This window comes from Cellulomonas cellasea, assembly GCF_030372105.1.
Taxonomy (GTDB): Bacteria; Actinomycetota; Actinomycetes; order Actinomycetales; family Cellulomonadaceae; genus Cellulomonas_A; species Cellulomonas_A cellasea_A.
In genome coordinates, this window is record NZ_JAUDBQ010000011.1 from 1 (window position 1) to 22,380 (window position 22,380).

Below are 22,380 nucleotides of genomic sequence, written 5' to 3' on the forward strand. Positions count from 1 at the left end.
GCCGCCTTCTTGTTGCCCGACCCGTCGAACAGCAGCGGCGTTCCCGAGGCGCGCCAGGAGTCGGTGTCGCGCACGCCCCACACCGTGACGCCGGTGCAGCGCGCCACCGAGAGGCAGGCCTGGATGACGCCCTGGTACTGCTGCGCTTGCGAGCTCCCAGAGCCCTCGATGTCGAGTTCGGTGATCTGCACGTCGACACCGAGGTCGGCGAAGTTCTGCAGGGTCGTGTGGTAGTTCGACGGCACCGGGTTGCCCGAGTTGAAGTGCGCCTGGAAGCCGACGCAGTCGATCGGCACGCCGCGGGCCTTGAAGTCGCGGACCATGTTGTAGACCCCTTGGGTCTTGGCGTGCGACCAGTTGTCGGTGTTGTAGTCGTTGTAGCAGAGCTTCGCGTTCGGGTCGGCGGCGCGGGCCGCGCGGAACGCGGCCTCGATCCAGTCGTTGCCAGTGCGCTGCAGGTTCGAGTCCCGGCGTCCACCCGACGAGCCGTCGGCGAACGCCTCGTTGACGACGTCCCACGAGTGGATCTTGCCCTTGTAGTACGTCGCCACCTGGGTGACGTGGTTGAGCATCGCGTTGCGCAGGGCCGTCCCGGACATGTTCTGCATCCAGCCGGGCTGCTGGGAGTGCCAGGCGAGGGCATGGCCGCGCACCTGCTTGCCGTTCTGCCGGGCCCAGTTGACGATCCGGTCGCCGTTCGCGTAGTTGAACTGATTCTGGGATGGCTCCAGAGCGTCCATCTTCATCTCGTTCTCGGCCGTGATCATGTTGAACTCGCGGTTCGCGATGGTCGTGTAGGCCGAGTCGCTCAACCGGCTGGCGGCGATCGCGGTGCCGAAATACCGCCCGGTCTCAGCGGCGGCGGCTTGCAGCGTGCTGCCCGCCGCAGTCGCCGGCACGGCGAGCGTCACAGCCAGGACAGCAGCGGACAGGCCGCCCGTCGCGGCGGCAAGGCGTCCGCGGCTGCTCCTCAGTCGTGGGGTCGTCATTGATCCCTCCTCATGATGGATATGTCGGCGTTCATCGCCGGCAAGCCACCCTCAGGTGACGCCACAACGGACGTCAAGACCTCTGGGGGTCCTGATAGTTTCGAAGGTGAATTCGAAACGTTTCACCACCTTTTCGGGGAGTTCCCCGCGGGTGGTCTGCACCATTCGGGCACCCTCCCGGAGGTCGCCTTGCCTGTCGCCAGCCGAGACTCATCGCAACTTTCGGTCGTGCGAGGGCGCCTGACCCTGAGATCATCCCGTCAGCGAAGAGCTGGGACGCGCCGGAAGCACAGCGGCTCAGGCAGCCGGGGGATCGATCGGGGCGGTCGTTTCTCACCAATGCCCGCGGCGAGCCTGACGGCGACGCGTGGCTGCATCCGGCGCGCTGATGTGTGCTCGATGCCGCCCATGACGATGCGACAAGTGACAGGCGACAGGCGGCGGAGGTCGATGCGCCGAGACGGGCATCGTGCCGCGAGGGCCACATGACGACGATTCCGCTCCAGGCGCCGCAGACGCAGACGCAGAGCCGGGCCCAAAACCCCTCGTCGCCACTGAACTCGCATCGCCGATAATGTACATTATGTCATTTCGTCGGAGCGAGAGGGTCGGTCGACGCTCCCCGCACCCTGCAGGCCTGCTGGTCGCCGCCCGACCGGCCAGCGCCACACAGCCCACACCGCCCCCGACGCACGCGACGCAGCGCTGCACGGGCGAGCGCCAGCCGCCGCGATTGGCTGATGAGCTCCAGAATCCGCAGCACATCTCGCGCATCGACCAATATCTATGCGATATACGACATGTCCGATCTGCGCCGACGGACGCTCCGATACGACGGCTCGTCACCGCGACGCCTGGGCCATAAGCACCGCCTCGACCTCAAGCCGACTCCCCTGCCTACGCCCTACTCCCCCACGCTCTCGTGCCGAGTTGTTGGCTCCCCAGCGCGCCAGCCCTTGAACGGCCCGCACCACGCGTCTGCGGACAGCGAAACCGCAGGTCACGTGCCGCTCCAGCCTCCTGACGACCAAGCCACGGGCGGGGACCGAGGTCCCCTGGGGGCGGGGTGCGGGCTGCCTACGGTGGGCGAGGACGCACGAGCCCGCTCGCCGGCGGCTTCCGGCCCGTATTCGAAGGTTCTGGGTGATTCAGATGGCAGCGATGCAGGCGCCGACCGCGGCGAGCCTCACCAGCCTCCGCGCGGAGGCTCCCATCACGTCGCGGATTCCGCTGTCGGGTCTGCCCGTGGAGGTCCCTGACGTGGTCGGGGCGTCCGGATGCGTGCTGCGGACGGTCGACGGCCGGGAGCTCATCGACTTCGAGTCGGGGGTGTGGTGCGCGAACCTCGGGCACGGGCACCCAGCGGTGACGGCCGCCCTGGTCAAGCAGGCTGTCGCGGTGACGCATGTGGGCTACCGCTGGGCCCATCCGGTGATCGCCGAGGCTCACGCGAGGCTGTGCGAGGTGACGGGGTTGGCGGACGGCCGGGCGGTGCTGCTCGCCTCCGGCAGCGAGGCAGTCGAGCTGGGCATCCGGATCGCGTCGTCGGTGACCGGCCGGGACGCTGTGCTGCGGTTCTCGGGTCACTACCTGTCCGCGTACGGGGCGGCCGGGGCGCCGGGAACAGGTCGGCAGGTCACTGTCGAGGAGCTCGACGCGATGGACAGCCGGCAACGGAGAGACGCGCTCGCGCGCATCGCCGCCGTCGTGCTCGAGCCGGGCAACGCCTCCGGCCTCGTCCGCCTCCCCGACGCCGAGCGGGTCGCCCGCGTCGTCGACGAGGTGCGAGCCGCCGGCGGGCTGCTCGTCGTGGACGAGGTGACGACCGGCTTCGGGCGGACCGGGCGATGGTTCGGGTTCCAGCACGTGGGCGTGCGGCCGGACATCGTCGCGGTGGGCAAGGGGGCAGGCAATGGCTACCCGGTCAGCGCTGTCGTCGTCGCTCGCGAGGTCGCGGATCGGACCACGCGGGCGGGACTGCGCTATGCGCAATCGCACCAGGACGACCCGCTCGGCGCCGCCGTCCTGCTCGCGGTCATCGAGGCCATCGAAGCCGAGGGTCTTCTCTCAGCCGCTGTCGCCCGCGGCGCGCAGTTGACTTCCGGACTGGCCGCGCTCGCCGCATCCGGCCTGGGTGTGCGGGCGGTGCGCGGCCGCGGCCTGATGTGCGCGTTCGACGTCGCGTCCGGCGCTGCCGCCCGGACCCAGTCGTCGCTACTCGACCACGGCTACCTCGTCGGCGCCCACCTGGCGCGGGACACAATCCGCGTGTACCCGCCGCTGGTGGTCACCCCCGCGCAGATCGAAGGGTTCCTGGCGGCCGCACGGGCGACTCTGTCAGCCGTCGGATAGCCCGCCCACGGACGACTCCCCCATGTTCGAGGGCGGGCGTCGCGATCCTCTAGCCGACGCCTGCCCATGCCTCGTCGTCGAGGAACGTGCGCAGCGAGGCCATGAGGATGCCGTCGCCCACTTGGGCCAGATGCCACCCGTCAAGTGGCAGCACGAGAACCAGCCGCACTCCCGCGCCGGCCAACGATGCCCCGCGGCGGTGCAGCAGAGGCGCGTTCTGGGCGTCGGCGAACAACGCAGCGCTGATGACCAACTCGCGGTGGCGCCGAACCCACTCCTGCCCCGCGGCGAGATCCTCTGGGGCCGCGAGCAACTCGGGCAGCCATCCGGGGGCGACGAGGGCGCCGGGCTGCCGCAGGCGGTCCATCACCTCGTCATGGCGCTGCTGCCAGCGGGTCTCCGCGTCGATCGGGGCAGGCCTCGCTGCGGGTGGCGAGACGATGGGCGGCACGTCATGGAGGACGTCCAGGCCGTGCCACGCACGGGCATACAGGAGCTCGAGAACCGCCGCCGGCACGTCGAAGGCGATGCGCGGTGATGGCTGGGGGGTCGCCTTCCGCATCGCACTCCCCCGTCGTCAGGCCCGCATGAGGCCGCACTCGAAACGCAGCTCCGAGCGGGCGGCGTCGCGCGGATGCGGCTGGCTCGCCCCTGTGGCGGCGAAGCCGAAGCCCTCGTACAGGGCCCGGGCCGCGTCGTTGTCATCGGCCACCCACAATGACAGCGTGGTGGCACCGACATCGGACGCCTCGTCGGCGACACGCTGGAGCAGCGCCCGGCCGATTCCTTGGCTTCGGTGGTCCGGGTCGACCCACAGGCTCACGACATGCCGGTCGTCCACAGGCGAGCCGGGCTCGGCGATCATGCACACGAGCCCCACGGGTTCCTGGCCCAGCCCTGGCCGGGCCACGAACCACTGGCTGGAGCGCAGCCGCATCCGCCAGTGCTGCTCCTGGAAGCGCTGGTCCCGCGCCAGCGACGCGCCGAACGCCTGAGGGCTCTGCCACAGCGCTCGCAGACGGATGTCACGGAGCACCTGCCACTCGTCCTCGGACAACTGCTCGACTCTGACCATCGGGTCAGCATGCCCGACGCTGCACCGCGGCCCATCACGCGACTCGCCGACGGATCGCACCGCCACCCGGCCCGGGAGCGGCTCAGATCCCGTCGGTGTCTAGCAGATCAGGGTCGGCGAGCGGGCGGCCGTCGGCGGCCAGGTCGGGGAGGCCCTCCGAGCGCCGAGACGATCCGAGCCGGTGTTGGTCAGGCGGCTCGGAGCCAGGAGCACCCTCGTCGGGCTGGTCCTCGTCAGGCGCGGATGGCTGGACTGGGCGATCTGGGGCCGCATCCGGGTCGAGCGGTTCGGGAATCGTCATCACTCACCTCCGCATACTGGAGAACAGCTCAACGGAACGCTCGGGACACCGCCCGCGGGGTCAGGCCATGCTCAACGGCAGCACGTCGGCAGTGGGCAGCCGGACGTACTCCACATCGGGGCAGAGCTGTCGCATCAGGCGATCGACCAGGGCCTTGCCGGGCAGGCTCAGCGTCGCGTCGTGGATGGGCAGCACGAGCCGGGGCGCGATGGCGTGGATGAAGTCGACGGTCTCAGCGATCTTCAGCCACGGCCCCGACACGGGGGCCAGGACGGACTTCACCGGGCGCCCGGCGGGGACGGTGAAGGAGTCCCCCGGATGAAGCAGGGACCCGTCGATCAGGTAGGCGACGTTCACCACCCGAGGGATCGAGGGGTAGGCGAGGGCATGCCACTCCCCCAGCACCTCGACGTCGAAGCCGACGGCGTCGAACCGGTCGCCGGCCGTGACCCCGTGCAGCCGGTTGTCGCCCACCGTGCCGTCGGAGAGCTCGATGACCACTGCTGGCGGTCCCCAGACCTCGAGTGCTGGGTCCACGTCGAGCGCCTGGCGAAGTTGCGGGGCGTGGACGTGATCGCTGTGCTCATGCGTGATCAGTACTCCCGCGGCCCCCGTGAGGGCGTCCGGGACGCTGAGGATCCCGGGATCGATCACGAGCCGACGGCCGTCGCGCTCGAGTCGCACGCACGAGTGCCCCCAGGCCGTCAGCTCCGTCGTCGTCATCTCCCCAGCATCAGGGGGCGACGACCACCGCGCCAGTGCGCCGAGGGCGTCCTGGCGCGGTGGGATCGACAGGTCAGGAGATGACCATCACCAGGTCGCCGCCCTCGAGCTGCTGCACCGCGCCGATCGCGAGGCGCTGCACCTTGCCGGCGACGGGGGTCGTGATGGCGGCCTCCATCTTCATGGCCTCCACAGTCGCCACCGTCTGGCCGGCCTCGACGGACTGGCCCTCCTGGACCACCGGCGTCACGGCGCCGGCGAACGGCGCCGCGATCTGGCCGGGGTTGCCCGGGTCGGCCTTCTCGGCGGCCGCGCTGTCGACCTCGACGGTGCGGTCGCGCACCTGGATGGGCCGGATCTGGCCGTTGAGCGTGAACATGACGGTCCGCATGCCCCGCACGTCCGGCTCGCCGACGGCCTCGAGGCCCACCAGCAGGCGCACGCCCTTGCCAAGCTCGATGTCCACCTCGTCGCCGTTGGTCATGCCATAGAGGTAGCGCGTGGTGTCGAGCACGCTCACGTCGCCGTAGGAGCCCCGGAACGCCTGGAACTCCTTGGTCGGACCGGCGAATAGCAGGTGGTTCAACCGGTCGCGACGGGTCGCCGAGTCGGCGCCTAGGTCCTGGAGGTCCTGGTCGGACAACGGGGTGATCGGGTTGCGGACCGTGCGGCCCGCGAGGGCCTTGGAGCGGAACGGCTCCGGCCAGCCGCCGGGCGGGTCGCCCAACTCGCCGGACAGGAACCCGACGACGGAGTCCGGGATGTCGTAGGCCTGCGGGTTCTCGGCGAAGTCCGCCGGGTCGGCCTGACGTGCGACCAGGTGCAGGGCGAGGTCGCCGACCACCTTGGACGACGGGGTGACCTTCACCAGGCGGCCGAGGATGCGGTCCGCGGCGGCGTACGTCTCCTCGATCTGCTCGAACTGGCCGCCGAGGCCCAGCGCGATGGCCTGCTGGCGCAGGTTGGAGAGCTGCCCGCCGGGGATCTCGTGGTCGTACACGCGGCCGGTGGGGCCGGGCAGGCCCGACTCGAACGGCCGGTACAGGCGCCGCACGGCCTCCCAGTACGGCTCGAGGTCGCAGACGGCCCGCAGGTCGAGCCCGGTGTCGCGGGGCGTGTGCTCGAGCCCGGCGACGAGGGCCGACATCGGCGGCTGGCTGGTGGTCCCGGCCATCGCCGCGCTCGCCGCGTCGACAGCGTCCACCCCGGCCTCGACGGCGGCGAAGAGCGTCGCCATCTGGCCACCGGTGGTGTCGTGCGTGTGCAGGTGCACCGGCAGGTCGAACCGCTCACGCAGCGCCGTGACGAGCTTGGTCGCCGCGGCAGGCCGCAGCAGTCCCGCCATGTCCTTGATCGCCAGCACGTGCGCGCCCGCCTCGACGATCTTGTCGGCGAGCCGCAGGTAGTAGTCGAGCGTGTACAGGTCCTCCGCCGGGTTCAGCAGGTTGCCCGTGTAGCACAGCGCGACCTCGGCGATCGGGGTGCCGGCCTCGCGGACGGCGTCGATCGCCGGGCGCATCTGCTCGACGTCGTTGAGCGCGTCGAAGATGCGGAAGATGTCGATGCCGGTGGCGGTCGCCTCGCGAACGAACGCCTCGGTGACCTCCGTCGGGTACGGGGTGTAGCCGACGGTGTTGCGCCCGCGCAGCAGCATCTGCAGCGCGAGGTTCGGCATCGCCTCGCGCAGCGACGCGAGCCGCTCCCACGGGTCCTCGCCGAGGAACCGGAGCGCGACGTCGTAGGTCGCGCCGCCCCAGGCCTCCACCGAGAGGAGCTGCGGCAGCAGCCGTGCCTCGGTGGCGCTGACCGCCAGGAGGTCGTGCGTGCGGACACGCGTCGCGAGCAGCGACTGGTGGGCGTCGCGGAACGTGGTGTCGGTGACGGCCACGGCGGTCTGCTCGCGCAGCGCCCGGGCGAATCCCTCGGGGCCGAGCTCGAGCAGCCGCTGCCGGCTGCCGGCCGGAGCCGGGCTGGCCAGGTCCGTGGCGGGGAGCTTCAGTCGCGGGTCGACGGCGTCGCTCGGGCGGATCCCGTGCGGCCGGTTGACCGTGACATCGCCCAGGTACGACAGCAGCCGGGTCCCGCGGTCGGCGCTCTCCCGTGCGGCGAGCAGCTCCGGGCGCTCGTCGATGAACGAGGTGGAGATGTTCCCCGAGGCGAACTCCGGGTCGGCGAGCACAGCCTGCAGGAACGGGATGTTGGTGCGGATGCCGCGGATGCGGAACTCGGCGAGGGCGCGACGCGCGCGCCGCACCGCCGTCGGGTAGTCCCGGCCACGGCACGTGAGCTTCACCAGCATCGAGTCGAAGTGGCCCGAGATGTCCGAGCCGGCCGAAGCCGTCGCGCCGTCGAGGCGCACCCCCGCGCCGCCCGGCGAGCGGTACGCGATGATCCGGCCCGTGTCGGGGCGGAAGCCGTTGGACGGGTCCTCGGTGGTGATGCGGGTCTGCAGCGCCGAGCCGTTGATGCGGATCGAGTCCTGCTCGATGCCCAGGTCCGCGAGGGTCTCGCCCGCCGCGATGCGCATCTGGGAGGACACGAGGTCGATGTCGGTGACCTCCTCGGTCACCGTGTGCTCGACCTGGATGCGCGGGTTCATCTCGATGAACACGTGCTCGCCGGCGCGCTCGCCCACAGTGTCGAGTAGGAACTCGACGGTGCCGGCGTTCTGGTAGCCGATGCTCTTCGCGAACTTCACCGCGTCACGGCACAGCGCGTCGCGGATCTCGGGGTCGAGGTTCGGCGCGGGCGCGATCTCGACGACCTTCTGGTGGCGGCGCTGCAACGAGCAGTCGCGCTCGTACAGGTGCACCACATTGCCCTCGCCGTCGGCGAGGATCTGCACCTCGATGTGGCGGGGGCGCAGCACGGCCCGCTCGAGGAACACCGTCGGGTCGCCGAACGCCGCGTCGGCCTCGCGCATCGCGGCGGACAGCGCCTCGGGCAGCTCGGCGGGTGTGGACACACGGCGCATGCCGCGCCCGCCACCGCCTGCGACGGCCTTGACGAAGATGGGGAACCCCACCTCGTCGGCGGCCGCGAGGAGCTCGTCGACGTTCGAGGACGGGGCCGAGGACGGCAGCACGGGGATGCCCGCGTCACGCGCGGCCTGCAGCGCTCGCACCTTGTTGCCGGCCAGCTCGAGCACCTCGGGCGGCGGCCCGATGAACGTCAGGCCCGCGTCGACGGCCGCCCGGGCGAAGTCCGGGTTCTCCGAGAGGAACCCGTAGCCCGGGTAGATCGCGTCCGCGCCCGAGTCGAGGGCGACCCGGATGATCTCCTGGATGTCGAGGTAGGCGCGCACCGGGTGGCCCGCGGTCCCGATCGGGTAGGCCTCGTCGGCCTTCAACCGGTGCTCGGAGTTGCGATCCTCCTGCGGGAAGACCGCGACGGTGCGCGCGCCCAACTCATAGGCAGCACGGAAAGCCCGCACCGCGATCTCAGCGCGGTTCGCGACGAGCACTTTCGAGAACACGACTCACCCCATCCGTTTGATTCGGGAGCACCGTAGCGGCTGGCGTCCACGCAGGTCGTCGCCAACCGCATGCCGAACGACCCCCCGGTCTCCCCTCCGCAGATCTTGCCATGCCGCATTTGGTGCGCCGCTTTTCGTGCACGGGCTGGGCGCCGCTACCGTGAGCCCCGTGCTGGTCCTGGGTGTGTGCAGTCTCAAGGGTGGAGTGGGCAAGACGTCGGTGACGCTGGGGTTGGCCTCAGCGGCTCTGGAACGCGGTCTGCGCACTCTCGTCGTCGACCTCGACCCGCAGGGCGACAGCACGCTGGCGCTGGGCATCGCGCCCGGCGACCACGTCGACGTCGCCGCCGTGCTGGACGACCCGTCAGCGGAGACGGTGCGCGCCGCCACCGTGACCAGCGGCTGGGCCGACGACGGGCTCGACGTGCTGGTGGGATCGGACAGGTCTGCGCGGCATGACGGCCTGGACGCGACGGGCAGCGATGTGGACCGACTGCGCTTCGCGTTGTCGTGGGTGAGCGGTTACGACCTCGTCCTGCTCGACTGCCCGCCGTCGCTGGGCGGGCTGACCCGCGCCGGGCTGACCGCATGCGACCGGGCCTTGGTCGTCACGGAGCCCGGCCTGTTCTCCGTCATGGCGGTGGGCCGTGCCATGCGCACGATCGACGAGCTGCGACGCGGGCCCGCCCCGTCGTTGCAGCCACTGGGCGTGGTGGTCAACAGGGTGCGCGCGCGCTCTGTCGAGCAGGCGTTCCGGCTGGAGGAGCTGCGGGCGCTGTACGGCCCGTTGATCCTGAGCCCGATGCTCCCCGAGCGTGCCGCCCTCCAGCAGGCGCAGGGCGCCGCCCAGCCCGTCCACGCATGGCCGGGGGCCGCGGCCGGTGAGCTGGCGGACGCTTTCGACCTCCTGCTGGAGCGCGCGCTGCGGGCCCCGGCCACGCGCTGATCGAGGTGGGGCACGCCGAGGTCGCGCGCCCGGCCCGGTAGGGCTCAGCCGGCGTTGCGGGCCCGTCGGCGCGCCGCGAGCTCGTCGTCCGCGCCCGGCTCGGCGCCGTCGTCCATGCGCTCCGTGGGCAACTGCGCGAGCGTGCCCTCGACCTCGCGCCACACCCGGCCGACGGCGATGCCGAAGACGCCCTGGCCGCCCTGCACGAGGTCGATGACCTCGTCCGCGGACGTGCACTCGTAGACACTGGCGCCGTCGGACATGAGCGTGATCTGGGCGAGGTCGTCGACCCCCCGCTCCCGCAGGTGGCTCACCGCGGTGCGGATCTGCTGGAGCGAGACGCCGGTGTCGAGCAGGCGCTTGACGACCTTGAGCACCAAGATGTCCCGGAAGCTGTAGAGCCGCTGCGTGCCGGAGCCGGTGGCCGGCCGGATGGTCGGCTCCACGAGCCCGGTGCGCGCCCAGTAGTCGAGTTGGCGGTACGTGATCCCGGCCGCGCGGCAGGCTGTGGGCCCGCGGTAGCCGGTCGTCGTGTCGAGGTCGGGAAGCTCGTCCCCGAAGAGCAGGCCTTGGGCGCGCTGGGGGACGCCACCAGCAGCCTCCACGCTGTCACCGGTGCCGCTCACAGGTCCTCCACTCGCTGCCTCATCCGCCGTGTCGGCGCCCTCAGAGGTATGTGGCCTCGGGCTCTCGGATGTCCATCGGTCACGCTAGGCCTGGGGCGCCGGAGCGTCAACGACGTCGCCCGGCGCGCCGCGGCGGAGTGTTTCGAGGGCCGGCCCCACGTTCCGCCTGAGATCGAATCCCCTGGTCACCGGCCCTCCGGCCCCTGGTCGTGGCCGGTGTCGAAGTCCTCGGGCGTGACCTGCTCGAGGAACTCCCGGAAACGCTCGACCTCTTGCTCCGCAGGGCCGCTGGAGGCCTCGACCCCGGCGATCGCCACGACCTCCGCCGAGCACAGCACGGGGCAGCCCACCCGGACCGCCACCGCGATCGCGTCCGAGGCGCGCGAGTCGACCCGCCCGCCCGAGCCGAGCACGAGGGCGGCGTGGAACACCCCGTGCTCCAGGCTGGTGATCTCGACGCGCCGCAGGCTCGCGCCCACCGCGGTGATCACATCGCAGAGCAGGTCGTGGGTCATCGGCCGGCGCGGCACGATCCCGGCCTGCGCCGAGGCGATCGCGCTGCCCTCGCTGGGGCCGATGACGATGGGCACGAACAACTCGGAGGCCGGGTCCAGCAACAGGACGACGATCTCCTCGTCGACCAGGTGCTGTCGCACGCCGACCACCTCGACCGGAACCAGCTCTTCGTCCTCACCCACGTGACCACGCTACGTCGGGCGCGCCCCGTCGGCTGCGTGAGAGCGACGGCTTTTCACCCGGCCGGGGAACGCCGAGGTCAGGGCGCGAGCTCGGACACCGCGCCGCGCACGAGCGCGGTGTGGAGCTGAGTGCACAACTCCCCCACCTCGGCTGCGAGCGTGCCCGCCCGAGCCCGCGATGAGGGCGCGTTACGGCCGCGCCACGGCGCCACGATCTGCTCGACGAGGTCGGCCTGCCGATCCGCCGCGGCGCGGAAGACCCGCAGGTGCCGCGAGTCGATCCCGTGCTCGCCGAGCGCCACGGCGAGCTGCACGACGTCGCGCGCCCAGGGATCGAAATGCCCCGACGCCGTGGCGCGGAGCACGCCGCCCGCGACCAGGTCTGCGACCACATCGACGCCGACCCCGGCCTCACGGGCCAGCGCGGCGGCCGTCAGCCGGGCTCCCGACGTCGACGTCTGCCGCACGCCGTCCTGGGTGGCGAGCTGCGCGCGCGCGGCGGGCTCGTCCTCGACGCCCGAGTCGAGCGCCGCGAGCTGCTCCCCGATGACCTTGAGCGGGACGTACCGGTCCCGCTGCTGGCGCAGCACATAGCGCAGCCGCTCGATGTCGGCGGGGCTGTACTGGCGGTACCCGGCCGGCGTCCGCACCGGGAGCACCAGCCCTTGCTCCTCGAGGAAGCGCAGCTTGGAGTTCGTCACCGCGGGGAACTCGATCTGCAGGGCCGCGAGGACGTCGGAGATCCGCATCGTCGCCTGGCGGGAGATCCCGCGGGGCCACGGCTCGACGGCCGCGGGCTCGGCGCCGCGCGGATCCTCCTCCGAGTCGGCCAGGCCCGCCGACGAGCGCTCGACAGCGCGTGCGCTCGCCCCGCTCGCCGACCCCCGCATCGAGTGCTCCGACCTCACGGCAGGGGGTGGGCGGCCGGCTCGCCACCCGCGGCACGCGCGGGGCTCGGGTGGAACGTCATCCGGTACTTGCCGATCTGCACCTCGTCGCCCGGGCGGAGCAACGCGGCGTCGATCCGGTTCCGGTTCACATACGTGCCGTTCAGCGAGCCGATGTCGCGCACCACGAAGTCGTCGCCCTCACGGACGAACTCCGCGTGCTTGCGGGACACCGTCACGTCGTCCAGGAAGATGTCCGCGTCGGGGCTGCGCCCGGCTATCGTCCGCTCGGCGTCCAGGAGGAACCTGGCGCCCACGCTCGGGCCGCGCTGCATGACGAGGAGCGCCGAGGTGCGCGGCAGTGCCTGCACCGCGGCGCGGACCTCGCTGCTCAGACCGGCTGGCGCGACGATCTCCAACTCGGTCGAGTCGATGCTGGTGAACACCGTGGTGTCGGACGCCGAGGGGATGTACCCCGACTGTCCGTGGTGCTGCTGCGCGCTCCGCCCCTGCTCCGGTAGCTGCCGATCGTCGCTCATGCCGCCTCCCGGGCCTGCTGTGACTGCGACCCGCCTTCGAGGTCACGACTGGTACACCAGCCTATGCGGATGCGCGCCGATGTTGTAGCACCGCGCCGTGGCGCCGCCGGACTGCCTGCGCTCACCCTGTCGGCGCAGGCTGCGGTGTCGCGTACTGCGGGACTGTCGGCTCGCGCGTCGCGGTGACCTCCACCAGGGCCTCGCTCGCCACGATCGCCTTGCCTCCCGCGTTCCGGATGACCGCGAGGGCGCCGCCATGCATGTCCAGCGCGGTGGACATCGTGTCGGGGTTGCCGATCACACGCCAGACGTACGGGGCCCGGATCAGCACGCCGTCGACGACCACGCCGTCATCCGCTGGCGCGAAGTAGCTCGACGCGGTCAGTCGCAGGTCGTTGAGCTGCACCGCCTCCGCGCCCGCGTTGCGGAGCTCCTCGAGCATGTTGAGCATGTGCTCATAGCGGATCGTGCCCGTCGCCTGGGTGAGCGTCACGGTGATCCCCGGCCCCTCGGCGGGGAGGCGCCCGGTGAGGATGCCCTGCACGGCGGCGCTGCGGGTCGCGGCGTCCAACGCCGCCTGGCGGCTGTCCGTGCCCGACTCCAGCTCGGCGCGCGTGCGCTCGAGCTCGGCGATCTCGCGCTGCAGGTCGTCGCCCTGGCGGGTGGTCTGGTCGAGGATCCCCACGAGCTCGGACTGCCGGAGGTTGGCGAGCCCGTCGTCGCGGGTCTGCCGGAGCTGGGCCACGACCGCGAAGCCGAGCAGCGCGCACAGCACGGCGATCAGGATCTGCGCGCGGGTCGCGCGCGGGCGGAGCAGGCCGCGCAACGTCGCCCACCCGTCGCGGCGGGGCTCCTCGGCGGCCGGCTCGGCCGGGTCAACCGCGTCGACGGTGTCGGGCGTGTCGATGGAGTCGGCGGTGTCGTCCACACCGTCCACATCGACCACGTCGTCCGCGCGGTCGGGGTCCAGCGCGCTCATGCCTTGAACAAGTGCCGGCGGATCGACGCGGCGTTCGAGAAGATGCGGATGCCGAGCACGACCACCACGCCCGTGGAGAGCTGGCTGCCGACGCCCAGCTGGTCGCCCAGGAAGACGATGAGGGCGGCGACGACGACGTTCGACAGGAACGAGACCAGGAAGACGCGGTCGTCGAAGATCCCGTCGAGCATCGCCCGCAGGCCGCCGAACAACGCGTCGAGGGCCGCCACCACCGCGATCGGGAGGTACGGCTGGAGGAACACGGGCACGACGGGTTGCACCAGCAGCCCTGTCACGACACCGATCACCAGGCCGATCACTGCGATCACGTGCGACCACTCCTCTCGCTCGTCGTCGGCCATGACCCTGCCACATCCGCGGACGCGGCCAGCGCCAGAGCGCGCTCCCGCTGGTCGGCGAGCAGGTCCGAGCGCCCCGGATCACCCGGACGGTGGACATCGGCCCCGGAGATGGACCGGCCGCTGCGCGGCGCCAGCGGCGTCCCGGCCGGCACCGTGGCCGAGCGCAGGGTGACTCGCGCGGCGGAGGGCAGCTCGAGGGCGGGCTGGGAGCTCGTGTCGACCCCGACGCCGACCGTGTTGCGCAGCCACGTCAGGTAATCGCCGGCCCGCGCCCGCGCCAGGCCGGTCTGCAGCCCTTGCGGGTCCCCCACCGCCTCGATCGTGTACGGGCCGATGATCGGCACCAGGTCGATCAGGATCGCGCTGCCGGCACTGCGGATAGAGGTCGTCGCTGTGAGCCGCTGGTCGTTGACGGCCACGGCCTCCGCGCCGGCCTGCCAGAGGCCGTTGACGATCATCTGCAGATCGCCGTCGAACACCCGCGCCGTGGGGTCCTCGGTGGCGCCGTCGCCCACAGCGGGGTCGCTCAGTGTGATCCGCAGGCCCGGACCTGTCACGGCCGTGGCGCCCGACGCGAGCGAGTCGGCCTCGAGCTGCTCCACGAGCGAGGAGTTGCTGGCGGCCAGGGCCGAGGCGTGAAGCTGGTCGATGTCGGCGTTGAGCGTCTGGGCCCGATCGCGGAGCTGCTCGACGTCGGCCGTGCGGTCGCGGATCTGCTCCTCGAGGAGCAGCCGCGCGGCCATGACGCTCGGCTGTGGGGCGCGCAACGACATGGTCGCGGCGGTGACGCCCAATCCGAGGACCATCGCCGACACCAGGACGAGGGCGGTGCGACGCACGGTGGGCGGGCGGGAGCCCTCGAGGGCCCGGCGCTCCGCGGCGAGCCGGTAGCCGGGGTCCAAGGGCTTGCGGGTGACCTCGTTGAGCAGCGTCATCGACGCGTCGAGGGCGCCGCGCGCACGCGCGCCTTCCGGCGCCTGGTCGACGCGATCGTCCGGGCTCACACCGCGGCCGACGTGGGCGGGGCCTGAGTGGCGCTCGCGAGGAGCACCCGGCGGGCTTGGAGCACGTAGAGCCCCCCGGCGAACCAGTAGAGCGCCACGCCCCACCAGGCGCATGCCCACCCGAGCACTAGGGCGATGGAGCCGATGGGGTCGGGCCACTCGGCCAGGAGGAGCAGCGGGAAGGCGTAGAGCAGCGCGAAGGTGCCTGCCTTGCCGGCCAGGTGGACCGGCAGGGGGCCGTACCCGAACCGGGCCAGCACCGCGAGCAGCCCGAGGAGCAGCAGGTCCCGCAGGACGAGCACGAGCACCAGCCACCAGGGCACCACGTCACGCCAGGCGAGCCCCACCAGGGTGACCAGGATGAACAGGCGGTCTGCGGCGGGGTCGAGCATCTGCCCGAGCTTCGACACCTGCCCGAGGCGTCGGGCGAGGACCCCGTCGAGCCAGTCGCTGGCGCCGGACACCGCGAGGACGAGCAGCGCCCAGCCGTCCTCACCCGCCCCGATGAGCACCGCGAACACGGGCACCAGGAGGAGCCGCGCCAGGCTGATGACGTTGGGGACCGTGAGCACGCGGTCTGAGACGGCGACCTTCTCCGCCACGGCCTCCCCTGTCGTCGACACTGTGCTGACCCTCCATAGCCTGCTGACCCTCGATCTTAGGCGTCGTTCAGGGCGTCTGGGTCCCTCGCCGGGCGGGTCGCGCGCACCTGTCATACGGTCGAACGTCAACTGAGTCCCGCTGATGACAGGAAGAGGTGCGTCGAGATGGGCATTGACGACAAGGCGAAGAACGCCGCCGAGGACCTGACAGGCAAGGGCAAGGAGGCCGCCGGCAAGGCGACCGGCGACGAGCAGCTCGAGGCCGAGGGCCGCGGCGACCAGGTCAAGGCCGACCTCAAGAAGGCCGGCGAGAAGATCAAGGACGCCTTCAAGCACTGAGCAGGCGCGCGGGCGTGGTTCCGGGGGTGTGGTTCGCTGGGCAGATGTCCCACGTGAACGACCCCGAGGTGATCCGCCGGCTGCTGTCCACCCCCGCCCGCTGGGCTGTGGTGGGGCTGTCGGCGAACCGCGCCCGCGCGGCCTGGGGTGTGGCGGCCTACCTGCGGGACACGCTCGGGCACGAGGTGGTGCCGGTGCATCCCCGAGCAGAGGCCGTGGCGGGCGTCCCCGGCCACCCGGACCTCGCGTCGGCCCCTCAGCCGATCGACGTGGTCGACGTCTTCGTGAACTCCCGACGCGCGGGCCCCGTGGTCGACGCCGCGATCGCCGTGGGCGCGGGGGCCGTCTGGCTGCAGCTCGGAGTGATCGACGAGGACGCCGCGGCACGCGCCCGCGACGCGGGCCTGGACGTCGTGATGGACACCTGCCCCGCCATCGAAGGGCCTCGCTTCGGCCTGTTCTGAGGTGTTTCTGAGGCGTTTCTGAGCCGTGCTCGACGGGTGCTGTGTGCAGCGTCACCACATGGCAGCCCCGGCCAGCCGGTAGACTCGTCCAGAACCTGGAGTTCGTCGCGCCTCCCTCGTGCCTGTGTACCGGCGTCACCGCCGTGGATGTGTTCGGGAATGCGACCTTCGGGACGGCCCCCCTGGCCGGCCCGCACGCGACTCCTCAGCAATCCGAACGGTGCCATTCACACATGACGTCCTTGCCTTCTGCTGCCCTGCCCACGACCGAGTCGTCAGACGCAGCGGCCCCCACCATCACGTTCGCCGAGCTCGGCCTGCCGGAGCCCTTGGCCCGCGCAGTGGCGGACCTCGGCTTCGAGATCCCCTCGGCGATCCAGGCCGAGGCCATCCCCGCGCTCCTCGCGGGCCGCGACATCACCGGCGTCGCCCAGACCGGCACCGGCAAGACCGCCGCGTTCGGGCTGCCGCTCCTCGCCGCCGTCGACCCCGAGCTGCGCGAGGTCCAGGCGCTGGTCCTGACCCCGACCCGCGAGCTGGCCATGCAGGTCGCCGAGGCGATCGAGACGTTCGCCAAGCACCTGCCCGGCATCGAGGTCATCGCGGTGTACGGCGGCTCGCCGTTCCTGCCGCAGCAGCGGGCGCTGGCCCGCGGCGCGCAGATCGTCGTCGGCACCCCGGGCCGTGTGATCGACCACCTCGAGCGCCGCACGCTGCGCCCCGACAACGTCCGCTTCCTCGTGCTCGACGAGGCTGACGAGATGCTGCGGATGGGCTTCGCCGAGGACGTCGACAAGATCTTCAACACCACGCCCACCGACCGCCAGGTGGCGCTGTTCTCCGCGACCATGCCCCCGGCGATCCGCCGCGTGGCCGGCCAGCACCTGAACAACCCGGTCGAGGTCGCGGTCTCCCGCCAGTCGTCGACCGTCACCAGCGTCAACCAGACGTACGCCGTGGTGCCCTACCGCCACAAGGCCGGCGCGCTGGCCCGTGTGCTCGCGGTCTCCGACGCCGATGCGGCGATCGTCTTCGTCCGCACCCGTGGCGCGGCCGAGGAGGTCGGCAGCGCGCTGATCGAGCGCGGCATCTCCGCCGCGTACATCTCCGGTGATGTGGCCCAGGGCGAGCGCGAGAAGATCGTCGAGCGCCTGCGCAGCGGCGCCCTCAACGTGCTGGTCGCCACCGACGTCGCGGCCCGTGGGCTGGACGTCGACCGGATCGGCCTGGTCGTGAACTTCGACGCGCCGAGCGAGCCTGAGGCCTACGTGCACCGCATCGGCCGCACGGGACGCGCGGGCCGCTCGGGCGAGGCGTTGACCTTCGTCACGCCGAGCGAGCAGCACCGCCTGCGCGCGATCGAGCGGACGACGCGCCAGAAGCTCGAGGAGATCTCGATCCCCTCCCCCGCCGACGTCTCCGCGCACCGTGTGCAGAAGCTGCTGCGCGACGTCGCCACGCGCGCCGAGGCCGGCCGCCTGGACCTCTACCGCACGGCGGTGACGGCCTACCTCGCCGAGAACCCGTCGGTGGACCCGATCGAGCTCGCCTCCGTGGTGGCCGCGCTCGCCGTCGGCGACACCGGCCCCGCGCCGCGTCCCACGCACGGTGACGACCTGGATGACGCGCTCAGCCGCGCGCACCTGTCGGACCGCGGCGACCGGAACGAGCGCTCGGCCCGCCCGTCCTCCGACGGTCCCCGCCGCGCCACGCACCGCACCGAGGGCGGCCTCCGGTACCGCATCGCGGTGGGCCACACCCATGGCGCGCAGGCCGGCGCCATCGTGGGCGCGCTGACCAACGAGGGCGGCCTGACCGGCAAGGACCTGGGCAAGATCGACATCTTCCCCAGCTTCTCCCTGGTGGAGATCCCCGCCGGGCTGAGCCCTGAGGCCTTCGACCGGATCGGCCGCGCCCGCGTCGCCGGGCGCCCGCTGCGCATCCGCGTCGACGAGGGCCCCGGCCCCCGCACCGGACAGGGCGCGTCGCGTCCCACCGGCGCGCACCGTCCCGAGGGCCGCGACCGCGCGGAGTCGCGGGACCGCCGGCCCCGTCACACGGTGGGTCGCTGACCGACTGCGGCGACATCCGCCACTGACTGACGCGTAGGCGCTCGGCCCTCTATCTGAGGGCTGAGCGCCTACGCGCTTCTGGTTGGGACTGCGCCCGCAGCAGGGCGATGTCCGCCTCCCGCAGCGCGTCGTCGGCGTCGTGGTAGCGCTGCACGCTGGGCAGCACGCCGGTCGCCAAGTCCGCGCCCAGGTCGATCTGCAGGTGCGTGAGGAGCTCGTCGACGCGGAGCGGGTCGCCGCCCACGCCCACGTCGTCCAGCAGCACCGCGAACTCGTCCTGGCCGAGCCGCGCCGCTGTGTCCCCCTCGCGCACCGCGCGACGCAGCCGGCGCACGACCTCGCCGCGCGCCACCGCGTCGTCGTCCACCGGCTCCTCGCCACGCGACCCGTGGCCGCTGGCGAACTCGAGCCGCAGCAGCACCACCGAGCAGTCGTAGTCCTCCGAGCGCCGCGCCCGCTTCACCGCCGCGCCCAGCCGCTCCAGGAAGAGCATCCGGTTCGCCAGGCCCGTCTCCGGGTCGCGCAGGGCGTTGCGCCGCAGCGCCAGCTCCTGCTCTTTGCGCTCCGTCATGTCGACCAGCGCGCCGACAAGCCGCGCGGGGCAGCCCGCGTCGTCGAGCACGGTGACCGCCCGGCACATCATCCACCGGTAGTCGCCGGTGGAGGTGCGCACCCGGTGCTCGAGCTCCAGCGGCACACGCGCCCCGCCGAGTTGGGCGGCGATCGCTGCGGAGAGCTCGTCCCGGTCGTCGGGATGGACCCGCTCGAGCCACTCCGTGGGCGAGGAGCTGATGTCGTCGTCCTGGTACCCGAGCACCTGCTTCCACCGCGGCGAGTAGTACACGGTGCCCGCGCTGACGTCCCAGTCCCAGGTGCCGTCCTGCGCGGCCATCGACGCGAGGGCGTATCGCTCCTCGCTGGCGCGGACCTTGTCCGCGAGGGCGCGCTCGCGTGCGGCCGCCTGCTCCAGCGCCCGGCGCTGCTCGCGCAGCGAGCCGAGCAGGCGCTCCTGGTCGAGGGCCACCGCGAGCAGGGCCGCCCAGTGGTTGTACTTGTCCCGCGCGCTGGTCATGCGGGCCTCGACGACTCCGTCGATCGCCAGCAGCCCCCAGTCGCTGCCGGCGAAGGTCACCGGCACGACGAACGTCACGTCACTCCCGCCGACCCCGCTCGAACGGGTCAGGGCGGGCGGGGGGAACTGGCTCGCGGGGCTGCGGGAGCCGATCAGGCGGGTCATCGTGCCGCTGGTGTCGTACACCCCGACGATCTCGACCTCCCGGTCACCGGGCGCGCGCTCGCGGCCGACCCACAGGCCGAGGCATGCGGGTCCGCGCACCGCCCGGGGCAGCCAGGTCAGGGCCCGCGGGCTCGCGCCCTTGCCCCGGAGCAGGTCCATGTCGACCTCGTACTGGTCGGCGATGGTGCGCTCGAGGTTGCCGCTGCGCGCGAGCAATGGGCGCACACAGCCCTTGGTGAGGGCCAGCAGCAACTCGGTGGCGACCCTGCGCACGGCAGCCGCGTGTGGCGAGTCCGGCGCCAGGGCGTCCAACGCCTCTGCCTCGAGGTCTCGCACCACTCCGACGAGCTGCTCCAACGCCTCGGGGTGCGGCTGGAGGGCGGAGGTCAGGTCCGCGAGCCGGGTCAGCGTGGTCGGGGTCGGGATGGCGCCGCGCTCGGCTGCCGCCACCAGCGGGTCCAGGACGCCATGGCACCAGGTGGTGCGGGCGTCGTCCGTGGGCCTGCGCCCATTCCCTGAGACGGGCGACCCGCCGTACGCGACGTCGGCGAGCAGGCGCAGCCGTTTGCGGGCGGCGCTGGCGCCGAGGTGCGAGGCCTCCGCCTCCTCGGGAGCCACGGCGGCGGTCTCCCCGCAGCCGCAGGACTCGCGGGTCAGCAACGTGGCGGGGGTGCGGTGCACGATCGGCTCCACGTCCTCGCCCCGCATCCGCGCCAGGAGCAGCGCCACGGCGAGCTCGCCCAGCCGATCGTGGTGGGGGTCGACCGTCGACAGCCGAGGTGACAGCCGTGCCCCGCTGTCGGTGTGGTCGAAGCCGATGACGGCCTGGTCGCGTGGCAGCACGAGCCCGCTGGCCCGCAGCGTGCGCGTGAAGCCGATCGCGTTGCGGTCGGTCACGGCGAACATCGCCGTGGTCGGGGACCCGGCTGCCAGGAAGCGGCCGGCCGCGTCGGCGCCGCCCTGCTCGTGGTTGTCGGCGGTGTCGAAGAACCACTCGGGCCGGGGCTCGATGCCGTGCTCCGACAGCGTCTCGCGGTAAGCCGCGTAGCGTTCGCGCAGGTCACGCTGCATGACGTTGCCCACGAATCCGATCTTGGTGTGCCCGTGCTCCACGAGGTGGGTCACCGCGGCCCGCACCCCGCCGGCGTTGTCGGGCACGACCACGGGGACGGGCAGGCTCGTCTCGTCCTCGCTGATGAGCACCAACGGCCGGCCCCACTCCTGCACCGAGGCGAGCCGGTCGTGCCGCACGGCCTTGGCGATCACGACGATCCCGTCGACGGCGCCCAGGGCGACGGGCACCTCGAGCAGCGGCTCGTCCGGGTACCGCTCGCGGTCGAGACCCGCGGGGTAGGTCTGCACCGCGACCACGCGGTGGCCGGCATTGCGCGCCGCACGGACCACGCCCGCGATGAGCCCGCCGAAGTAGAAGCCGCCGACAACCGGCGACAGCACACCGATCGTGCGTCGTGCGCTGAGCGGTACATGACCGCGCCGGACGGTGGCCACCATTGCCCACACCTCGCCTACGTCGTCGGAGCCGAGACGATACGTTGGCACGCATCGGGCGACAGACTAGGTGATCATGGACATACCCGCAGCAGACGGTCTCGGATCTCTCACACGCCGACCGACGATCTCCGACGTCGCCAGAGCCGCCGGCGTCTCGATCGCGGTCGTCTCCTACGCGCTGAACGGCAGGCCAGGCGTCTCCGCGGCGACCCGCGAGCGGGTGCTGCGGGTGGCCGACGAGTTCGGGTGGCGCCCGAGCGCGGCGGCCCGCTCGATGCGCACCGGCCCGCGGGCCGTGGGCCTGGTGCTGGGCCGTGACGCGGACGCGACGGCCCACGCGACGTCGTTCCTCGACTTCGTGATGGCGACCCAGGAGGTGGTCGCGGCACGGGGGCTCGCCCTGGTGCTGCAGATCGTGGGCTCCGCCGAGGAGGCTGTGTCCACCTATCGGACGTGGTGGGCGGAGCGGCGGTTCGACGTGATGGTGGTGGCCGACCCGCTGACCCAGGATCCGCGCGTCGAGGCCCTGGCCCGGATGCGGGCGCCTGCCGTCGTGCTCGGCCCACCCCAGGTGGCCCATGGGCTGGCGACCGTGTGGCTCGACGACCAGGAGTCGTTCACGCGCGTCGGCACGTACCTGCTCGAGCTGGGGCACCGCGAGGTGGCGCTGGTCACCGGGCCGGCGGCGCTGCACCGGTCCCGGGTGCGGCTGGACGCCTTGGGGGCCGCACTCGGGCGCGCCGGTGGGAGCGTGGTCCATGAGCCCACGAGCGCCACCGCCGAGGAGGCCGCCGCGGCGACGCGTCGCCTGCTGACCTCCCCGACGCCGCCGTCGGCGATCGTCTACGACTCGGACCAGATGGCCGTCGCGGCATTGGACGTGGCGCGTCGCACCGGCCTCGAGGTGCCTTGGGACTTGTCGATCCTGGCGGGTAGCGACTCTGCCCTGTGCCGGTTGGCCACCCCGTCGATCACGACGCTGCCGTCACCGTTGACGGCACTCGGGACCGCTGTGGGAGAGGCCGTCCTGGCTGTCCTCGATGGGGACCAGGATGCGAGCCGCATGGTCCCGGTGGGTGGGATCGCAGTGCGAGGGAGCACCGGCCCACGCGCGAGGTGACCGGTCAGCACGCGCCCGGCGGCGCCTCAGCGCGACTCACCGGTTGATCACGATCAGGTAACGGCGAAGGCCCTAAAG

20 protein-coding genes are annotated in these 22,380 nt (G+C 72.2%); 6 read left to right on the plus strand and 14 right to left on the minus strand.

Going from position 1 to position 22,380, the window contains the following annotated elements; translation table 11 throughout:
- Positions 1-989 (minus strand): endo-1,4-beta-xylanase (locus QUV83_RS11285; RefSeq protein WP_289564617.1); only part of this gene is annotated, 989 nt, incomplete at its 3' end.
- A 1,152-nt stretch (positions 990-2,141) separates the two neighbouring features.
- On the opposite strand from QUV83_RS11285, the gene QUV83_RS11290 reads away from it, so the two are divergent.
- Entirely contained in the window at positions 2,142-3,341 is a 1,200-nt protein-coding gene (locus QUV83_RS11290) for a class-III pyridoxal-phosphate-dependent aminotransferase (protein WP_289564618.1), read from the plus strand.
- Between the two features lie 49 nt (positions 3,342-3,390).
- Here the strand turns inward: QUV83_RS11290 and QUV83_RS11295 are convergent, their stop codons facing one another.
- From QUV83_RS11295 to QUV83_RS11310, 4 genes are all read right to left on the minus strand, one after another.
- Positions 3,391-3,903 carry a hypothetical protein gene (locus tag QUV83_RS11295; protein WP_289564619.1) on the minus strand — a complete coding sequence of 171 codons (513 nt, stop codon included), beginning with the start codon at positions 3,901-3,903 and terminating at the stop codon, positions 3,391-3,393.
- A 15-nt stretch (positions 3,904-3,918) separates the two neighbouring features.
- Positions 3,919-4,416, minus strand: coding sequence for a GNAT family N-acetyltransferase (locus QUV83_RS11300; RefSeq protein ID WP_289564620.1), 498 nt, complete (start codon positions 4,414-4,416; stop codon positions 3,919-3,921).
- Between the two features lie 361 nt (positions 4,417-4,777).
- The gene (locus QUV83_RS11305) at positions 4,778-5,440 is read right to left on the minus strand and encodes an MBL fold metallo-hydrolase (protein ID WP_289564621.1); all 663 of its coding nucleotides are present in this window, start codon (positions 5,438-5,440) and stop codon (positions 4,778-4,780) included.
- A 73-nt stretch (positions 5,441-5,513) separates the two neighbouring features.
- Complete coding sequence (locus QUV83_RS11310; protein WP_289564622.1) at positions 5,514-8,915, minus strand: pyruvate carboxylase; 3,402 nt, start codon at positions 8,913-8,915, stop codon at positions 5,514-5,516.
- 169 nt (positions 8,916-9,084) lie between these two features.
- Between QUV83_RS11310 and QUV83_RS11315 the strand changes: the two genes are divergently transcribed.
- Positions 9,085-9,861: a ParA family protein gene (locus QUV83_RS11315; RefSeq protein WP_289564623.1), complete on the plus strand. Its 777-nt coding sequence runs from the start codon at positions 9,085-9,087 to the stop codon at positions 9,859-9,861.
- A 44-nt stretch (positions 9,862-9,905) separates the two neighbouring features.
- Here the strand turns inward: QUV83_RS11315 and QUV83_RS11320 are convergent, their stop codons facing one another.
- The 8 genes from QUV83_RS11320 to QUV83_RS11355 form a co-directional block, all read right to left on the minus strand.
- Entirely contained in the window at positions 9,906-10,487 is a 582-nt protein-coding gene (locus tag QUV83_RS11320) for a MerR family transcriptional regulator (RefSeq protein WP_289564624.1), read from the minus strand.
- 185 nt (positions 10,488-10,672) lie between these two features.
- Positions 10,673-11,185, minus strand: a complete 513-nt coding sequence (locus QUV83_RS11325) for a bifunctional nuclease family protein (protein ID WP_289564625.1) — start codon at positions 11,183-11,185, stop codon at positions 10,673-10,675.
- A 77-nt stretch (positions 11,186-11,262) separates the two neighbouring features.
- On the minus strand, positions 11,263-12,075 hold the full coding sequence (ftsR, locus tag QUV83_RS11330) for a transcriptional regulator FtsR (protein WP_289564626.1): 813 nt from the start codon (positions 12,073-12,075) through the stop codon (positions 11,263-11,265).
- A 14-nt stretch (positions 12,076-12,089) separates the two neighbouring features.
- Complete coding sequence (locus QUV83_RS11335) at positions 12,090-12,611, minus strand: FHA domain-containing protein (RefSeq protein WP_289564627.1); 522 nt, start codon at positions 12,609-12,611, stop codon at positions 12,090-12,092.
- 121 nt (positions 12,612-12,732) lie between these two features.
- A complete protein-coding gene (locus tag QUV83_RS11340; protein WP_289564628.1) occupies positions 12,733-13,590 on the minus strand; it encodes a DUF881 domain-containing protein in 858 nt (285 codons plus the stop codon).
- Positions 13,587-13,919, minus strand: a complete 333-nt coding sequence (locus QUV83_RS11345; RefSeq protein WP_289564629.1) for a small basic family protein — start codon at positions 13,917-13,919, stop codon at positions 13,587-13,589. Before QUV83_RS11345 ends, QUV83_RS11340 begins: the two co-directional genes overlap by 4 nt.
- Entirely contained in the window at positions 13,916-14,956 is a 1,041-nt protein-coding gene (locus tag QUV83_RS11350; RefSeq protein ID WP_289564630.1) for a DUF881 domain-containing protein, read from the minus strand. The genes QUV83_RS11345 and QUV83_RS11350 overlap by 4 nt, the downstream gene beginning before the upstream one ends.
- Positions 14,953-15,579 carry a CDP-alcohol phosphatidyltransferase family protein gene (locus QUV83_RS11355; RefSeq protein ID WP_289564631.1) on the minus strand — a complete coding sequence of 209 codons (627 nt, stop codon included), beginning with the start codon at positions 15,577-15,579 and terminating at the stop codon, positions 14,953-14,955. The genes QUV83_RS11350 and QUV83_RS11355 overlap by 4 nt, the downstream gene beginning before the upstream one ends.
- Positions 15,580-15,723: 144 nt before the next feature.
- Between QUV83_RS11355 and QUV83_RS11360 the strand changes: the two genes are divergently transcribed.
- The 3 genes from QUV83_RS11360 to QUV83_RS11370 all read left to right on the plus strand — a co-directional run bounded on the left by QUV83_RS11360 (position 15,724) and on the right by QUV83_RS11370 (position 18,433).
- Positions 15,724-15,897, plus strand: a complete 174-nt coding sequence (locus QUV83_RS11360; RefSeq protein ID WP_289564632.1) for a CsbD family protein — start codon at positions 15,724-15,726, stop codon at positions 15,895-15,897.
- Between the two features lie 44 nt (positions 15,898-15,941).
- Entirely contained in the window at positions 15,942-16,361 is a 420-nt protein-coding gene (locus QUV83_RS11365) for a CoA-binding protein (RefSeq protein WP_289564633.1), read from the plus strand.
- Positions 16,362-16,594: 233 nt separating this feature from the next.
- Positions 16,595-18,433 carry a DEAD/DEAH box helicase gene (locus tag QUV83_RS11370; RefSeq protein ID WP_289564634.1) on the plus strand — a complete coding sequence of 613 codons (1,839 nt, stop codon included), beginning with the start codon at positions 16,595-16,597 and terminating at the stop codon, positions 18,431-18,433.
- Between the two features lie 49 nt (positions 18,434-18,482).
- On the opposite strand, the gene QUV83_RS11375 is transcribed toward QUV83_RS11370, so the two are convergent.
- A complete protein-coding gene (locus tag QUV83_RS11375) occupies positions 18,483-21,125 on the minus strand; it encodes a substrate-binding domain-containing protein (RefSeq protein WP_289564635.1) in 2,643 nt (880 codons plus the stop codon).
- 130 nt (positions 21,126-21,255) lie between these two features.
- Here QUV83_RS11375 and QUV83_RS11380 point away from each other — a divergent pair, with 130 nt between their 5' ends.
- Positions 21,256-22,302: a LacI family DNA-binding transcriptional regulator gene (locus QUV83_RS11380; protein WP_289564636.1), complete on the plus strand. Its 1,047-nt coding sequence runs from the start codon at positions 21,256-21,258 to the stop codon at positions 22,300-22,302.
- Positions 22,303-22,380: the final 78 nt, after the last annotated feature.

What these genes read in the sequence shown, in the direction of transcription:
- QUV83_RS11370 (WP_289564634.1), top strand. Translation starts at nt 16,595, where the DNA reads ATGACGTCCTTGCCTTCTGCTGCCCTGCCCACGACCGAGTCGTCAGAC.
- QUV83_RS11335 (WP_289564627.1), bottom strand. Translation starts at nt 12,611, where the DNA reads ATGAGCGACGATCGGCAGCTACCGGAGCAGGGGCGGAGCGCGCAGCAG.
- QUV83_RS11360 (WP_289564632.1), top strand. Translation starts at nt 15,724, where the DNA reads ATGGGCATTGACGACAAGGCGAAGAACGCCGCCGAGGACCTGACAGGC.
- QUV83_RS11365 (WP_289564633.1), top strand. Translation starts at nt 15,942, where the DNA reads ATGTCCCACGTGAACGACCCCGAGGTGATCCGCCGGCTGCTGTCCACC.
- QUV83_RS11295 (WP_289564619.1), bottom strand. Translation starts at nt 3,903, where the DNA reads ATGCGGAAGGCGACCCCCCAGCCATCACCGCGCATCGCCTTCGACGTG.
- QUV83_RS11300 (WP_289564620.1), bottom strand. Translation starts at nt 4,416, where the DNA reads ATGGTCAGAGTCGAGCAGTTGTCCGAGGACGAGTGGCAGGTGCTCCGT.
- QUV83_RS11290 (WP_289564618.1), top strand. Translation starts at nt 2,142, where the DNA reads ATGGCAGCGATGCAGGCGCCGACCGCGGCGAGCCTCACCAGCCTCCGC.
- ftsR (WP_289564626.1), bottom strand. Translation starts at nt 12,075, where the DNA reads ATGCGGGGGTCGGCGAGCGGGGCGAGCGCACGCGCTGTCGAGCGCTCG.
- QUV83_RS11380 (WP_289564636.1), top strand. Translation starts at nt 21,256, where the DNA reads ATGGACATACCCGCAGCAGACGGTCTCGGATCTCTCACACGCCGACCG.
- QUV83_RS11340 (WP_289564628.1), bottom strand. Translation starts at nt 13,590, where the DNA reads ATGAGCGCGCTGGACCCCGACCGCGCGGACGACGTGGTCGATGTGGAC.
- QUV83_RS11305 (WP_289564621.1), bottom strand. Translation starts at nt 5,440, where the DNA reads ATGACGACGACGGAGCTGACGGCCTGGGGGCACTCGTGCGTGCGACTC.